This is a genomic window from Mesorhizobium sp. M1273 (genome assembly GCF_040318195.1).
GTDB lineage: Bacteria > Pseudomonadota > Alphaproteobacteria > Rhizobiales > Rhizobiaceae > Mesorhizobium.
The window spans coordinates 63893-79452 of the sequence record NZ_JAMYLV010000015.1; the positions used below are offsets into that span (position 1 = coordinate 63893).

The 15560-nt window shown below is 59.4% G+C and carries 11 protein-coding genes and 1 pseudogene; 4 read left to right on the forward strand and 8 right to left on the reverse strand.

Annotated features, from left to right (window positions below; all coding sequences use genetic code 11):
* Nucleotides 1-14: 14 nt before the first annotated feature.
* Nucleotides 15-674, reverse strand: a complete 660-nt coding sequence (gene nodB, locus NKH30_RS17740) for a chitooligosaccharide deacetylase NodB (RefSeq protein ID WP_352996342.1) — start codon at nt 672-674, stop codon at nt 15-17.
* Nucleotides 671-1264: a NodA family N-acyltransferase gene (locus tag NKH30_RS17745; protein ID WP_352472404.1), complete on the reverse strand. Its 594-nt coding sequence runs from the start codon at nt 1262-1264 to the stop codon at nt 671-673. Before NKH30_RS17745 ends, nodB begins: the two co-directional genes overlap by 4 nt.
* A gap of 269 nt (nt 1265-1533) precedes the next feature.
* On the opposite strand from NKH30_RS17745, the gene NKH30_RS17750 reads away from it, so the two are divergent.
* On the forward strand, nt 1534-2463 hold the full coding sequence (locus NKH30_RS17750; protein ID WP_352494956.1) for a LysR family transcriptional regulator: 930 nt from the start codon (nt 1534-1536) through the stop codon (nt 2461-2463).
* Nucleotides 2464-2579: 116 nt separating this feature from the next.
* Here NKH30_RS17750 and NKH30_RS33185 read toward each other — a convergent pair.
* From NKH30_RS33185 to NKH30_RS17760, 3 genes and pseudogenes are all read right to left on the reverse strand, one after another.
* A pseudogene (locus NKH30_RS33185) lies at nt 2580-2831 on the reverse strand (IS1634 family transposase); the annotation flags it as partial.
* A gap of 408 nt (nt 2832-3239) precedes the next feature.
* Entirely contained in the window at nt 3240-4271 is a 1032-nt protein-coding gene (locus tag NKH30_RS17755) for a LacI family DNA-binding transcriptional regulator (RefSeq protein ID WP_352466665.1), read from the reverse strand.
* A 302-nt stretch (nt 4272-4573) separates the two neighbouring features.
* Nucleotides 4574-5902: a dicarboxylate/amino acid:cation symporter gene (locus tag NKH30_RS17760; RefSeq protein ID WP_352996345.1), complete on the reverse strand. Its 1329-nt coding sequence runs from the start codon at nt 5900-5902 to the stop codon at nt 4574-4576.
* A gap of 997 nt (nt 5903-6899) precedes the next feature.
* Between NKH30_RS17760 and nifA the strand changes: the two genes are divergently transcribed.
* The 3 genes from nifA to NKH30_RS17775 all read left to right on the forward strand — a co-directional run bounded on the left by nifA (nt 6900) and on the right by NKH30_RS17775 (nt 11178).
* Nucleotides 6900-8672, forward strand: a complete 1773-nt coding sequence (gene nifA, locus NKH30_RS17765) for a nif-specific transcriptional activator NifA (protein ID WP_352996347.1) — start codon at nt 6900-6902, stop codon at nt 8670-8672.
* A gap of 234 nt (nt 8673-8906) precedes the next feature.
* Entirely contained in the window at nt 8907-10046 is a 1140-nt protein-coding gene (gene hisC / locus NKH30_RS17770) for a histidinol-phosphate transaminase (RefSeq protein WP_352548209.1), read from the forward strand.
* A gap of 91 nt (nt 10047-10137) precedes the next feature.
* Nucleotides 10138-11178, forward strand: a complete 1041-nt coding sequence (locus NKH30_RS17775; RefSeq protein ID WP_023678254.1) for an LLM class flavin-dependent oxidoreductase — start codon at nt 10138-10140, stop codon at nt 11176-11178.
* A gap of 246 nt (nt 11179-11424) precedes the next feature.
* Here the strand turns inward: NKH30_RS17775 and NKH30_RS17780 are convergent, their stop codons facing one another.
* The 3 genes from NKH30_RS17780 to NKH30_RS17790 all read right to left on the reverse strand — a co-directional run bounded on the left by NKH30_RS17780 (nt 11425) and on the right by NKH30_RS17790 (nt 15553).
* Nucleotides 11425-11628, reverse strand: a complete 204-nt coding sequence (locus tag NKH30_RS17780) for a hypothetical protein (RefSeq protein WP_352457028.1) — start codon at nt 11626-11628, stop codon at nt 11425-11427.
* Nucleotides 11629-11789: 161 nt separating this feature from the next.
* A complete protein-coding gene (locus NKH30_RS17785) occupies nt 11790-13685 on the reverse strand; it encodes an ABC transporter ATP-binding protein (RefSeq protein WP_352996349.1) in 1896 nt (631 codons plus the stop codon).
* Entirely contained in the window at nt 13685-15553 is a 1869-nt protein-coding gene (locus NKH30_RS17790; protein WP_352996351.1) for an ABC transporter ATP-binding protein, read from the reverse strand. Before NKH30_RS17790 ends, NKH30_RS17785 begins: the two co-directional genes overlap by 1 nt.
* Nucleotides 15554-15560 lie beyond the last annotated feature (7 nt).

Below are 15560 nucleotides of genomic sequence, written 5' to 3' on the forward strand. Positions count from 1 at the left end.
GGGATCTCGTTTGTTCAGTGATGTTGAGGAAGTGAGCGGATTACAAATCCGCGCTCATGAAGTGCTGGAATCAGCCGGGACAGCGCCGTGACCGTCTGGTCGCGCAGACCGGCGTGAGCGCCCTGGCTCAACTCGCCGGGAGGGCATCCGTCGTGCAAGAGTACGATTGCGCCCGGCCGGACAGAGGCGAGCACGGTATCGATAATCGCGTCGACCCCAGGGCGAGACCAATCTCGAGGGTCGACGGACCAATGGAGGGCCGTCAGCCCGGCGATCTGTGACGCTGTGAAGACTTCTTCGCTCCAGGCCCCGTAGGGCGCGCGAATATAGCGCACCGAGGCCTGAGGGCACGCCCTCATGATGGCGCCGTTCGCTTCAAAGATCTCACGTTGCACTTCGCCGAAGCCGCATTTGTACAGATCCGGATGAGTCATCGTGTGGTTGCCTAGCTCGTGCCCTTCTGCAAACATTCGTTGGATTAGATCCGGGTGCTCTAAGGCGTAGGCGCCGATGACGAAGAAAGTCGCCGGCACCCGCTGCTCTGCCAACACATCCAGAATCTCCGGTGTGAAAAGTGGATTGGGACCGTCGTCAAACGTCAGATAAACGCTGCGACGGCCGGAGCCGTCAGAGCACTCACGGCGCACTTCGTACAAGCAATCGGGACGGCTCATAGCTCTGGTCCGTTCCGATCGATCATCGTGCCCGTGGGCCATTCGCTGATCGGCCGTCCAACTGCCAGAACAATGGTGAGTGCGTCATCGATGCGTGTGGGCGGCAGGTCGAGGCGCGCCTCTGGTCGGGTGGAGCGCACGCGAATTCCCGACAAAACGGCCAAAGGGCTGTATCGCCGCCCGAACCTCTCAACATGATTCCGCAGCGCGTCCCGGACGGTTCCGAAAGCGAATGGAACGCCAAGCTCCTGCAGTATTGGAAGCATGACATGGATTGAATGGGCGATTCCGAGACCCTCAAGATCCGGACGTACCCCGTACAGGCCCAGCTCAGCCACCAACAGATCGACCGCGTCAACCTTGATGAAACGGCGCAGTATGCCCATGTGAGCCGCTACACCGCTCGAATCATAGGCGATTGCGCGGAGTTCAGGCCTGGCTCCGGCCCAGCTTCGACTACCTTCGAACGGTTCTGCGTTGGACGCCCCAGTCGGCCCGTAGGTATTACGAAAGAACTGGGCGAGCTCGACGTGGTCCGAGAGCTGCAACTCGTTTTCCCAGCACAATTTCCACTGCACCTGAGGGCGCATTCAGGACCTCTCTTCAAAATAGTTTCTTGCGGGCCGCATTACCCGGCCAAAGCGGCGGCGTTGTTGGCTGCACTCAACCGTTGTCGTTAGCGACGGTGAGCCAGCCGGTGGGGGCTCGCCAATGAGCTCTCTCGATGTTCCCGCCCGTATGGCGGCGCCGTCGATTTGAGCTTGACGTCGGTCATTTACGTTCCTCTAATGCATGGTTCGTAAATTCGTAAAATTGATTGTTTAGATGATGCCCATCCACACGCTGGATAGATCAGGATATGCGGTTTAAGGGGCTGGATCTGAATCTCCTCGTTGTGCTGGACGCTCTGATCAGGGAGCGTAAAGTCACTGCCGCGGCCAACAGTATTAACCTGAGCCAGCCGGCCATGAGCGCCGCCGTCGCTCGGTTACGCGCCTACTTCAGCAATGAGCTATTTACGATGAACGGCCGCGAGCTCATTTTGACACCGCGCGCGGAGGGGCTTGCCCCAGCAGTCCGGGACGCATTGCTGCACATCCAGCTATCGATTATTTCCTCCGACGCCTTTAACCCAGCCCAATCGGATCGTCTCTTCCGAATCATGCTTTCCGATTACCTCACGCTCGTGCTTTTTAAGAGGATCGTAGAGCGTACTGCGCGGGAAGCTCCCGCCGTCCGCTTCGAATGTCTGCCTATTTGCGACGACCCCGAGGAGCTTCTCCGGCGCGGCGACGTTGATTTTCTGATTATGCCGGAAGTGTTCATGTCGAAACATCCTCGCGCAGCCCTGTTCGAAGATATGCTCGTATGCGTAGGCTGCGGCACGAACAAGCAGCTGTCAGAGCCACTTACATTCGAGCGATACTTGTCGATGGGGCATGTCGTGCTCAAATTCAGGCACACCCGGCAGCCCACCATGGAGGAGTGGTATTTGCTCGAGCACGGTTTCGAGAGACGTATCGAGGTCGTCGTACAGGGCTTTAGCCTGATCGCGCCCGTCCTATCAGGCACCAACCGCATCGGGACCATGCCCTTACGGCTGGCGCAGCATTTCGCAAAAACAACACCCCTGCGGATTGTCGGACTTCCGCCGCCACTTCCTCATCCCGCATTCACGGAGGCCGTCCAATGGCCTGCGCTTCACAACACTGATCCGGCAAGCCTGTGGATGCGGGAAATGATGTTGCAGGAGGCATCTCGCCTGGCGCCTTTGCCTGAAAGCTATTGAGCGTCTCGGGCACGACCATCCGACCTGGCAGTTAAACACCGCCCGCAAGAATATGTCATTAATCAGCATGTTAGGCGCGCTCCGGCGCGTGTTACCACTACGTTTTGGGGGTGATCTCAGGCGAGTTGTTCGTCCAGGTTGTGTGGCAGAGCGATGCCAGCTGCCTTCAAGACGTTGCCCACTTTTGCCGTGACGTGGTGGTGACGACGCGACCATCCTTTTCGATGGTGGCTCCTGGAGGCGGTCGCGGAGGAGCGGTTGCCATTCGGGGCAGAGCGGCGCAGTTCCTTGCTGAGTATGAGGGCCAGGAACGAGCAGAACACATGCCCGGGTTGGTGCTGAGTTGACTGCCGCCTCCGATTTCGCGTGCGAAGTCCCAGAAGATGTCTAGCCCCATTCAAATGCCAACTTTGCCGGCCTTGCCGCGGCTTTTCACGCGCGGCCAGGCGAGGAGATGGCGGTCGACGAGGTCGATCCCAATGGACTGTGCCGGCCTCGCTCGGCTACTGGCGTGAGGCATCCTTGACGACACCGCCCTGCACCGACAACGTCGAGATGTTGGCAATGAAGCCGGTCGAGGTCGACGCTGCGGATGTAGGGAATTTACCTCGCGCTTCCGCCTGAACGCGCGGCCGATCCGTTCACCCAATTGGCGCTTCATCCTGGGCCGCGGCTGAGGCCTGTGGGGTGCGGCTACCCCGCGTGGATCGGATCATCAATCAACTTTCTCTCATTTATGAAAGGAAACTCCCCGCTTACGATAGAATCCATCAGCTTCATATATTTTCCGGCAGATGGATGTCGAACGGCAGAAATGTCTGTCCTGGTGTTTCAGCAGTGCCGGTCTCGATAGCCCGCGTCATCAGCGTTATCAGCTCCTGGGAAAGCCGGCGCATTGGCGTGGCGACCGCCATCGTGATGATGTTATCAGCGAGTGCCGCCCGAGATTCCGGCGTGATTTCATTCACGATCGCGACGAGATCGCGACTTTTACCCTCTTCCCGGACCGCGGAGATGGCGCCCTCCATGCCGCCCCCGGCGACATAGAAGCCGACGAGCTCGGGTTCCCGCTGCATGAGATCAAGCGTTGCCTCGTAGGTGACCTGCCGTTTCTCCAGGTTCACAAGCGGATCGAGCACCTCGAACGTCGGCGCGTTCTCACGGCAATAGGAGCGAAAGCCGACGTCACGGAGCTCGTGCCCCTGGAAACGATGGCTACCGACAAACACCGCCACCTTGCCGGGCCGTTTTGCGACTTTGGACACCATCCAAGCGGCCGTGCGTCCCACCTTGCGGTTGTTGAGGCCGATATAGCCCTGTCGCACGCCGGCGGCGAAGTCGGAAAGCAGCGAGAAAACCGGAATGCCTTTGGCCTTGAGGTCCTCAACCGCTGCTGTAATTTTTGGGTGGTCCGGTGCCACCATCGCGATCGCATGGCAGCGTGCGCCCAAATCCTTGAGCGGTGCGATTAGGTCGCTCGGCATATGTGACGGGGCGAATTGGATGAGCGGAATGCCGTGGAAGGACTGGGCCAAATTGACCGACGCTTCGACCTCGCGCGCAAAGTCTTGGTAGAAATGCTGGGCCGGTTTTCTCAAGATGAAGCCCAGACGGTAGCACGGTAGGTCTCGCCGCAAGCGCTGCTTGATGAGCCCGGCAGCATGATAGCCGATCGCGTGGGCGGCGTCGTGGACCCGCCGCGCGGTCTCCTCGCGCACCGGATGGCGGGCGTTCAGAACCCGATCGACCGTTGCTACGCTGACTCGGGCTTCGCGGGCGAGATCGGTAATTGTGGGGCGCTTGGTCATGGGTCCTATTCTGATTGGTTTTTGACGCAGGCTGGCTCTCTGTCACCTAGCGCGATTCGACAATGCTTTCGGGTGGGCAAAGTGAAGACGCCCGCATACTGAATGATCGACAGCGTATCGGACTACTCCAGACGTAGACCGGCCGGGTATAACGGAAGGTTCATTCGCTTAGGGCGGCGATGATTTGCCCTCACACATTTAGCGCTTCTGATACATGGTCCGTGAGGCGCCGTTTAGAGCCTGCGAGTCGATCGTTCAGGTCATGTGACCAGCTTGGCGAAACCGGTCGCGGTGCGTCGCCCTTACTCGGCGGAGGATAGCCGGTTTGATGGCTCGGCAAGCTGATGACCGCAGAAGGCGGCTTTCATCTGCGCTTGGTCCAATTCTCCTTCCCAGCGGGCGACGACGAGGGATGCCACTGCGTTACCAACGCAATTCGTCAACGCCCGGCATTCGGACATGAAGCGGTCGATGCCGAGTATCAGGGCCATCCCAGCAACGGGAACACTCGGAACTACGGCGAGCGTAGCAGCCAGGGTGATGAAGCCCGCACCTGTCACACCTGCAGCGCCCTTGGAGGAAAGCATCGCAACGAGCAGCAGCAGCACCTGATCGCCGATTGACAGATCGGTGTTCGTCGCCTGCGCGATGAAGAGGGCCGCCAGGGTCATGTAGATATTCGTGCCGTCCAGATTGAACGAATATCCGGCCGGGATGACGAGACCCACAACCGAACGCCTGGCGCCCGCCTTCTCCATCTTCTGCATGAGCGAGGGGAGCGCGGCCTCCGAGGAGGACGTTGCGAGAACAAGCAGCAGCTCTTCCTTGATGTAGCGAATGAGAGAACAGATCGAAAAGCCGTTGTAGCGGCAGACCGCGCCGAGAACCCCGAACACGAAGAGGAAGGCGGTGAAATAGAACGTCGCGACCAGCATCGCGAGGTTGACGACCGAACCGATGCCATATCTGCCGATGGTGAAGGCCATTGCGCCGAAAGCGCCGATCGGCGCGGCTTTCATCAGAATGCCGACGAGCTTGAAGACAGGCGCGATGAGCGCCTGAAGGAAGGAAACGACAGGCTTGCCCGTCTCTCCGGCCATCGCGAGCGCCATGCCGAACAGAACCGAGAAGAACAGCACCTGCAGGATGTCGCCTTCCGCGAAGGCGCCGACTATCGTTGGCGGGATGATGTTCATCAGGAAGCCGGTGACCGACTGCTCGTGGGCCTTTGCGGCATAGGTATTCACGGCCTGGACATCGAGCGAGGCCGGATCGATGTTGAGGCCGGCGCCAGGCTGGACGACATTGGCGACGATGAGGCCGACGATCAGCGCCAGCGTCGAGAAGGTGAGGAAATAGACCATTGCCTTGCCGGCGACCCGGCCGACCTTGTGAAGATCGTTCATGCCGGCAATGCCGGTCGCAATTGTCAGGAAGATGACAGGCGCGATGATCATCTTGACCAGCTTGATGAAGGCATCACCCAGCGGCTTCAGGCTCTCGCCGGTCCCCGGATAGAAATAGCCAATTGCGACGCCGAGGGCGATGGCGGCAAGCACCTGCGCGTAAAGCTTGGCATAGAAGGGTTTGCGGGGCGCGGGACTCGCGCCGCGGACTTGTGCAGCTGACACTGTTTCTCTCTCCCTGACCGGATCGAGGTGGCGTGACTTCTCCCGGGCTTCTCCCTATCGCGGCGCTCCGGTCGAACGCTGCACCAAGGCCGCCGCAATACCCATGCCAAATGGATCCGCATGACCTGAACTGACGTTGGGCTCGCCAATGATGGGATGAGCGGTGGCACAAGACGGGAATGACAAGGCCGCCGTCCAGCACGCGCTTGATGTTCTCCGGCAGATTGCCGGTCGATCTCTCTGGCTTGCGGTTTTGCTGCACATCGTGGCGGGCTCCTCGGTTTGCCGACTTTGGGAAGGGCCGCATCGCTGGCACGAGGGCGCAGAATTGCCGTGTTCTTTGCCGCGCTGCCGCTGCAGCGACAGCTTGAAAGCGACGTCGAGACGTAGGGATTGACGCCGCTGGTGCTGACCGCGACGATGCGGTTCAGAAGTTCCGAGCACCGCCGAGAAAGCCGCGCTCGACCGCCACCTTCGCGCCTTCACACGCGACGCCGCCGCCTTATCTGCGTCATCAATATCGAGGAAATGGCGGTTGCCGCGACCGACCAGTGTCGTCGGCAGTGATTATCGCTCCCGCCCCTGGTTCGCAGGCGCTGGTGACTGGCACGGCCCGGCAACTCGGCGCGGTCAGCCGCTCGGGCACCGCATCGCCGGCGCCGTATTTCTGTCGTTCAACATCGCCGACAAAAATTAGAACTGACGAATTCTATCATAGGCCGCGAGGTTTCCTTTCACGAATGAAAGAAAGCTCGATTGACTATCCCGCCTCGCTCCAGTCTTTTGAAAATCAACGTGTGGTTGCCCCCGTGCAAGCCGAGAACGTGGCCAAGCTTCGTGGAGGGAGAGCCAAGCGATGCGTCAGGGGTCGACCCGCTTTGCACTCGACCACACGGCGGTGGCACGAGTTCACGTCAGAGCATTTTCGCGCTTGCCCGCGACGTCGCGGGCGCACATGCCGCCGGCATGCATTTCATGGCGCGAGATCGAGGATCATATGCACCACAACATTCCCAAATCAGAACAAAATGCCAGCGAGTGCCGCATTTCGCTTCCGGATGCGAAAAGGGCTTACCCAAAGTCCGAGATGAACACCGCGGTCCCTTTTGTGCCATCGCACGAGCACGCGCTTACCGGCATCTTCGAAATATCGAAAGTACTCACCGACCCCGCCCGGCTCGAAGTCACGTTGGCCAAGGTCGTCGATCTCCTGCCCTCGTTTGTGCAGATGCGGCACGGCATCATCGCTCTCTTCGACGCTGAGGGCGTACTGGACATCACCGTAGTCACCGGCTGCGACGAGAACAGCGATGAGCGCTCCCGGATGCGCCTGCCGCGCAAGGCAATCGATCTGATTGTGACGACGGACACGCCGCTCGTCGCCGAGAACATAGCGGTGCATTCGGCCTTCACTGCCGCTGACATAGAGGTGCTTGGGGCCTCCGACACCGTGTCCTTAATCGGCGTTCCCATTCGTGTTGATGGGAACGCCGTAGGCACGCTGACTATCGACCCCGCCTTGGACAGCAGGTCAACGCATCGGCTCGATTATGATGTCCGGCTGCTCACCATGATAGCCAACATGGTGGGACAGACAGTCAAGTTGCACCGCTTCTCCGCGGGCGACCGCGAACGACCGACGGAGGTGGAAGATCGGCTGCAAACGCAATTCTCTGATGTCAAGCACCCTGCACCGCAGCGCAAGAAGGTTCACGTCAAGGGAATGATTGGCGACAGTCCGGCGCTAAGCGCGCTGCTCGAGAAGATCGCAGTGGTAGCTAAGGCAAAGACCACGGTTCTGTTGCGAGGCGAATCCGGTACCGGGAAGGAGCTGGTCGCGAAGGCAATTCACGAGTTGTCGCCGCGCGCCAAGCGGCCCTTCATCAAACTCAATTGTGCAGCGCTGCCAGAGACAGTCCTGGAATCCGAATTGTTCGGTCATGAGAAGGGTGCCTTCACAAGCGCGTTCAATTCCCGCAAGGGTCGCTTTGAGCTCGCCGACAAGGGGACGTTGTTTCTGGATGAGATCGGCGAGATCTCGGCCTCCTTCCAGGCAAAGCTACTGCGCGTGCTGCAGGAGCAGGAGTTTGAGCGCGTCGGCAGCAACCAGACCATCAAGGTCGACGTTCGCGTGATTGCCGCCACGAACAGGAACCTTGAAGAGGCGGTTGCAAGGAATGAGTTCCGCGCCGACCTATATTATCGCATCAACGTGGTTCCCTTGCTGGTGCCGGCGTTACGCCAAAGGCGCAGCGATATTCCGCTCCTCGCAGCTGAGTTTCTCAAGAATTTCAACGATGAGAACGGCCGTACGCTGACCTTCGATCCGCGTGCGATTGAAGTACTGATGAAATGTGAATTTCCCGGCAACATTCGCGAGCTTGAAAATTGCGTGCACCGGACAGCGATCCTGGCGGAGGGACGATCAATCGGGAGAAACGACTTTGCGTGCTCCCACGACCAATGCTTTGCCGAGGCGCTGCGGAAGAGCAGATCGGGCAAGGCCGCGCTGCAACCAGCGCCAATCCTCCCAGAGGCAGTGAATCCGGCCACGCCGCCGGATGCGGCCGCTCGTTCGGCCGCCACCACAGTCCCGCCTGCCGGAGCAACCCACTCATTGGGCGCGAGGACCACCGACGCCGAGCGCGTCATTGCTGCCATGGAAAGATGTGGCTGGGTGCAGGCAAAGGCGGCGCGCCTGCTTGGACTGACCCCGCGCCAGATTGGCTACGTGCTGAGGAAATACGGCATCGAGGTCAAGCGTCTGTGAAAGCATGACTCAGGCGGATTAGCTGAGACCGCTTAGCGGCTTGGCCCGCGCAGGGATGCAGATCCGCGTCCGCGTCAAGTCGATCCGACCGAGGACAGCCTGGCCGAAATCCCATGGCAGCCGGCGTTGCGACCATCTTGTGAAAGGCGACGCTGCCATCGTCAATCCGTCCGCCATGTTGCTCTCGTTGCGAGCTCATACGGATGCCCTGTGCGACTGAAACGGAGATAAAATATGTCCGATGCAAAACTGCAAGCTGTGCTTTCGTCTCTTCCGCAAGGGACGCGACAGTTAGATGCTCTGCCGTCCAACGGACCAGCGCCGGACAGTAGTTTTGTCAAGCTGAATACGAATGAGAACCCGTTTCCGTTGCCGCCAATCATAATGCAAAGTGCAGTGGCGGCCCTCAATCGCCAGTATCTGTATCCGGACGACGATAACATCAGCTTGAGGGAAGCAGCGTCCAATACCTATGGCGTATCCACGGATCAGGTCATCGCAGGCAACGGGTCGTCTGAACTGCTCGGACTCATCTACAGAGCTTTCCTCGCCCCTGGCGACAAGGTGGCGATGATATCGCCAGGGTTTTCGTTCAACCGCAAACTTGCCATGTTGCATGGTGCTGAGTTTCTCGAGATCGGATGTCAAACTCATTCGCTGCCAATGGAGCAATTGCTTTCCGGTCCGGCAAAAGACGCCAAGTTCATTCTGGTGGCCAATCCAAACAATCCGACCGGAACATTCCTCTCGATAAGCAATATCGAACGCCTCGTGGCACAATCGGATCGCCTGGTCGTCCTTGATGAGGCCTATGTCGACTTTGCACCCGATCACGGGCTGCGCCTCATCAACCGTTATTCGAACCTTCTGATCTTGAGAACATTTTCGAAGAGCTATGCCGCCGCCGGCATTCGCGTCGGTTTCGGTTTCGGTCACCCTGAGATTATTGGCAGGCTGCGCAACATCCAGAACGTCTTCAACATGAACGTGATCGGGCATGCGGTTGGTATCAGCGTGCTTGCGCATCGCGGCGCCTACGCAGAGAACCACAAGCACATCAGACATGAACGACAGCGAGTGACAGCCGCACTGTCGCAACTTGGATTTTCCGTAACGCCCTCCCACGCCAATTTCTTGCTAGCCCGTGTGCCAGCGGGACAGGACGGCTCATGGTGGCAAGCAGCCTTGGAAAGGCAAAAGATACTCGTTGCATACTTTCCGGACAATGGTTTGGAACATTGCATCCGCGTCAGCATCGGCACAAAAGAGCAATTGGATGCATTTCTTGCTGCCGCTCGCGATATAGTTGGAAGCTTAAGCATACCAAGCACCACAGGCAGGGGAGCGTCAGGCTCTGCTCGTTCGGTACGCTGACGCTAATCCGATATCACACATTGCTATCTTTAGACTTGCTTGGTCACCCAAGCACGACAACATTTTTCTTTAAAATCGGGGACAATATCGAGTGACAAACGTCTTTCCTTCAAACCTAGCCTTCGGCATCTTCGATCATCTGGACGAGGACGGCCTCGATATCGCCCGGCAGTACGAAGATCGCCTGATATTAGCAGAGGCGTGCGATCAGCTAGGGTTCTATGCCTATCATCTCGCAGAGCACCACTGTACCCCCCATGGGAGAGGTCCATCGCCGAATCTGTTCTTATCGAGCGTCGCCCAGCGCACCCGGCGCCTGCGTCTCGGACCCTTGGTGATGCTGCTTGCGCTTTATCATCCGCTGCGTGCGTTCGAAGAGATCTGTATGCTGGACCAGTTGAGCGGTGGCAGGCTCGAACTGGGCATAGGGCGCGGTGCTCTCCCGATCGAATTGGGTTACTTCGGGATTGGTGCGGACGCGGTGCCGGGCCGCTATGCGGAAGCCAGCGAAATTCTTGTTGAAATACTTGTTAATGCCATGAAGGTTGGCACGCTGTGCTATCAAGGCCGCCATTTTGAGCTCAATGACGTTCCTTTGACGCTAAGACCTCATCAGCGTCCACATCCGCCGACATGGGTCGCCGCCAATCGACCCGAGTCCGCAGCCTGGGCCGCTGCGAATGGAGCAAATATCGCGTGTGTAGGACCTTCCTCTTCTGTTCGCAAAACTACTGATGCGTTCCGCGCCTATCAAGAGGACAACACTGGCGCGGGCGATCGAGCGCCATTTATTGGATTGCTCCGCATGGTCGTGGTTGGGCGTTGTGACACACATGCCTATTCGCTCGCGGCACCTGCTTACGAAAGATGGCTCAAGAGCTTCCAATTCCTTTACGAGCTTAACGCTATCCCCACTCCACCCAACCTGCCGCTGACCTTCGATGCGGCAGTCGAGAGTGAATTGTGCGTGGTAGGATCAGCAGCGTCTGTGCGAGAAGCTCTGCTCAGTCAGTTGGAAGAGGCAGGTGCTAACTACCTTCTTTGTCAACTGGCATTTGGGAATCTGCCGCTAGATGCTTCCCTATACACCGCGACGACCATTCAATCCGAAATCATGGCTCGACTTGGCTGACCATGAAATTCGCGGTCTGATCCGAAGGTAAATCGTTGTAACTGCGCTCCCTCACATTGCTCGAGCGTGCACGTGGTGGGGATTGGGAAATCGTGAGGGAGGCCAAACTGACGACGAGCCGGCGGCACAGATTACCAGGTTTGTGCGTTGGCCGGCATCTGGGCACGGTGTGAGACTGCACGATCCTAAGGAGATGATGGCCGAGCGCGTCACGATGCCGGCACGCATCTGCTCGTCGCGCTCGCGCTAGTCGTTGCCCATAGCCCGCCGCAAGAGGTTCTTCTCGACCGGGGCGGCGCCGGTGGCGGCTCCCGCATCCAGCTTCATCAGCGGCTCGGCGGTAGCAAAGCCGTCACTCGCTACGGCGCTGTTGAGGGCGCGCTCGCGAGCGGCTTTGCTACGCCGAGCGACACCACCTGGAGCGAGTTCGCCCGATGTCGCGGCGTGCACCGCGGTCGGATAACGACGCTGGAGGAAATCGTTCGCAGCCGGTCTTCACGATCCGCGCGAGTGCTTTGCATGAATGCTGCCTGCTTCCTCGTCTGCGGCGGCCTGAGTGTCCGCCGGCACGCCCGAAGTCAATGTTTCAGTACCACAAGGCCGCCAAGACGTCAGGTCTGGGAGCCGGCTTGTACGGTCGTATCGTGTTCTGGAATATCGTCAAAGGAGGCGTAGTTGAGATTGTAGAGTTTGGAATACAGGCCCCCCATGGCTATTAGCTGATCGTGGTTGCCAGTCGCAATAACTTGGCCATTCTGAAGCACGATGATGCGGTCGGCACCCCGGATCGTGGCAAGACGGTGGGCGATGACGAGGCCAGTGCGCCCTTCAAGCAGCTTTATCAGAGCCTTCTGAATCTGCATTTCCGTGTAGCTGTCGATGTTGGCGGTAGCTTCGTCGAGCACGAGGATCTTGGCGTCGGCGACGAGGGCGCGGGCGAAACTGATAAGCTGGCGCTGGCCGAGAGATAAGTTGTCGCCGCGTTCGCCAAGTTGGGTCTCATACCCGTCGGCGAGGCTCATTATGAAGTCGTGGGCGCCGACCGCCTTGGCGGCCTCGATCACCTTGTCGCGCGTGGCTTCCGTCTTGTGGTATCGAATGTTCTCGAAGACCGTCCCGGTGAACAGGAACGGCTCCTGCAGCACCATGGCGACCTGGCGGCCGAGCGATTCCTGGGTGAGATCGCGCACATCATGTCCGCCGACCAGCACTTGACCCTGCTGAACATCATAGAAGCGGTGGACCAGGGCCATCGCGCTCGATTTGCCAGAACCGCTCGGCCCGACCAGTGCGACCGTCTCGCCGGGATTGACCCGGAAGGAGACATTTTTCAGCACCGAACGGTCCGGATTGTAGCCGAAGGTGACGTCCCTGAACTCGACCGAGCCGTCCATTTCGGGCGAAAGCACCTCGGCATTGGGTTTGTCCTGAACATCGATCTTGACGTCGAGCACATCGGTCAGGCGCTTGCCTGAGGCCATGGCGCGCTGCATGACCGAATATTGCAGGGTGAGTGAGCGGATCGGGTCAAAGAAGCGCTGGATGTAAAATAGGTAGGCAACCAATACGCCCACATCTATGCGGCCATTCATGACCATCGAGCCGCCGACCACAATAACGGCGGCCATGGCGAGGCCGGTGAGGCCATCGACGATAGGCACCATGACCAGTGCATATTTGGCAGCGATCAGGTGGGTCCTGAGGTTGGCATGGGCCTTGTCGTCAAAAAGGATGAAATTCACCTGCTGGCGGTCCATTGACTGGACGGTGCGCACGCCGTGAATGGCTTCGGCCAGCGCGCCGTTGACGACGGAATTAGTCTCGTGTGCGGCCATGAAGGCGTCGCGGGCACGCGGCAGCCAGACAATGCGGACGATCACCAGGACCGGCAGAACCGAGAGCGTCAGGAGGCCGAGGCGGAAGTCGAGCCACAGCATTACGAAAACGATGCCGAAGAGAAGCGCAACATCGCCTACGGAATATACCGAGGTTTCGAGGAATTCCTGTATGGAGTTGACGTCGCCTTGCAGGCGCGACATGAGGCGTCCGACCTCGGTCTTGTCCATGAAGGAGAGCGAAACCTTCTGCAGATGGCCAAACATGGCGCGGCGGATGTCGAACAGGACAGTTTCGGCCACTTTCCCAACCACGGTTTCCTGCATGTAGCCGGCAGCGAAATTGACCAAAATCGCCAAAACGAACGCGCCGACGGCCGCGAGCTGGGCTGAGCGATCGGTCCTTGCCGGGTTCATGCCCTGGTCGAGCGCGTAGCGGATGATCAACGGGATGAGAAGCTGCGTCCCGGTGAAGATCAGCATTGCTGCAATCGTGATGACTACCCTGGCCCGATAGGGACGGACGAAAGCCCAGATGCGCCGGAGGATGCTCTTGTCGAAAGCCCGGCCGAACATCTCCTCCTCGATGCGGTGCGAGCCGACAGCCGCGCGCGGAGGGCGTCTGCCGTCGTCACGTTCGGCTTCGACTTCGCCGGCGCGGCCCTGCGCCATCAGCGGGCGCCCCCATACTGGGTCATATTGTCATCACCCGGGCGCGTCTGGAGATCGTAAAGGGCCCTGTAGCGTCCCCGCTTCGCCAAAAGCTCTTGATGCGTGCCGCGTTCTACGATTTCGCCGTTATCGACAAAAAGGATCTGATCGGCATGCACAAGCGCACTCAGCCGGTGCGCGATGATGATCGTCACCCGATCCTTGGCGAAGCGCCGCATCGCCGCGCGGATGCGCTGCTCGGTGCCGGCATCGATCGCGGCCGTTGAGTCGTCGAAAACGACGACGGAGGGGCGCAGCATCATGGTGCGAGCAATCGTGAGACGCTGGCGCTGGCCGCCAGAGAGAGAGACGCCGCGTTCGCCCACGACCGTCTCGTAGCCCGCTGGGAGCCCGAGGATGTAGTTGTGGAGCTGGGCGAATTCGCCAGCGCGTTCGATTCGCTGTCTCTTCGCCCAGGGATCGCCATAAGCGATGTTGTTCTCGATCGTAGTGGTGAATAGGAATGCATCCTGCTGTACGACGGCGACCGCCTTGCGAAGCGTCGCGAGGGTGACATTGCGTATGTCCTGGCCGTCCAGCGTGATGGCGCCACCGGTCACGTCATAAAAGCGGGGGACCAGATGAGCTATCGTCGATTTGCCCGAACCCGGCGGACCGACGATCGCGATCGTCTCGCCTCTACGGGCCTCAAAGCTGAGGTTCTTCAGAATGGCGCGGTTTTCGGCGCTGGGGTACGCAAACGAGACATTGTGGAAGCGCAGAGTGCCGTCGCTTATCTCGAGCGGTCTGGCCTCGAGAGCATCCCTGATTGTGATCTCCTGGTCGAGGAGACCGAAAAGCCGCGAACCGCAGCTAGAAGCGCGGGCAAAGGCATTGACCATGAGGCCGATCTGGCGGACTGGCATTTGCAGGATTGTCATGAAGGTCAGGAAGGTCGCCACCGTTCCGACGCTTATCTCGCCAGCGACGAGCTTGCTGCCACCGATCCAGAGCACCAATCCCATTGCGAAAAAGAAGGACAAGGTCATCGCCGACGTGCTGGGCACGTAGATGTCAACTCGGTCGTGGGCGAGGTCGAGCGCGTTCTTGGAAGCGCCGTCGAACTTCAGCATGTCATAGGCTTGAGCCGCAAAAGCGCGGACCACGCGGATGCCTGCGAGATTTTCCTCCATCACGCGGCTTAGTACTGAAAGCCGCTCATGCAGGTCGAGCCAGGTGGCGCGCAGCCTAAGCTGTGTGGCCGATGAGCGCCAGGCGACAAAAGGCACGAAGCTCAGCGCGACCAGGCCGAGCATGGGATCGGTCGAGATCATCATGTAGGCGCCGATCCCGATCAGCATGGTAAGCAGGAGCACGCGAACGAGCGCGGTGGAAAAATACATCCGCACGCCTTGGAGATCGAGCATTCCGATGGTGATCAGATCGCCTGAATGGACCCGGTCGTGAAAGGAAAAGCTGAGACGCTGGATCTTGTCGTAGTAGGCGAGCCGCAGTTCGTACGCGACATGATGCCCGACGGCTTCGGCAAAATAGTTCTGCGCCATCGTGAAAAGGCCGCGTAGCGCGCTGACGGCGAGCAGCAGGAGAGCCGGGATCCAGAGCGCTTGTCCTGCCGCGGTCCCCGCGACACCGCCCCCGATGGCTGTCTGGGTCAGGTCGACGGCCCGGCCGAGAAGCTGGGGAATAAGCAACTGGAGGATTGCCGCCAGGACCGTCGAGCCCATAGCGAAGGCGACCTGCCAGGGATGCCGCAAATTCATACGCGTGATGCGCAACAGCGTACTCAAATCCCGGCCCCAGCGCGCCGCTTCCACATGGGTCAACGAATTCAGAGCGTTCGTTGCGCTGCCGATAGCATCACTGCTCACGGGTGTA

Coding starts and splice junctions, on each gene's coding strand:
- nodB (WP_352996342.1), bottom strand. CDS start 674: ATGAGCCGTCCCGATTGCTTGTACGAAGTGCGCCGTGAGTGCTCTGAC.
- NKH30_RS17745 (WP_352472404.1), bottom strand. CDS start 1,264: ATGCGCCCTCAGGTGCAGTGGAAATTGTGCTGGGAAAACGAGTTGCAG.
- NKH30_RS17750 (WP_352494956.1), top strand. CDS start 1,534: ATGCGGTTTAAGGGGCTGGATCTGAATCTCCTCGTTGTGCTGGACGCT.
- NKH30_RS17755 (WP_352466665.1), bottom strand. CDS start 4,271: ATGACCAAGCGCCCCACAATTACCGATCTCGCCCGCGAAGCCCGAGTC.
- nifA (WP_352996347.1), top strand. CDS start 6,900: ATGCACCACAACATTCCCAAATCAGAACAAAATGCCAGCGAGTGCCGC.
- hisC (WP_352548209.1), top strand. CDS start 8,907: ATGTCCGATGCAAAACTGCAAGCTGTGCTTTCGTCTCTTCCGCAAGGG.
- NKH30_RS17785 (WP_352996349.1), bottom strand. CDS start 13,685: ATGGCGCAGGGCCGCGCCGGCGAAGTCGAAGCCGAACGTGACGACGGC.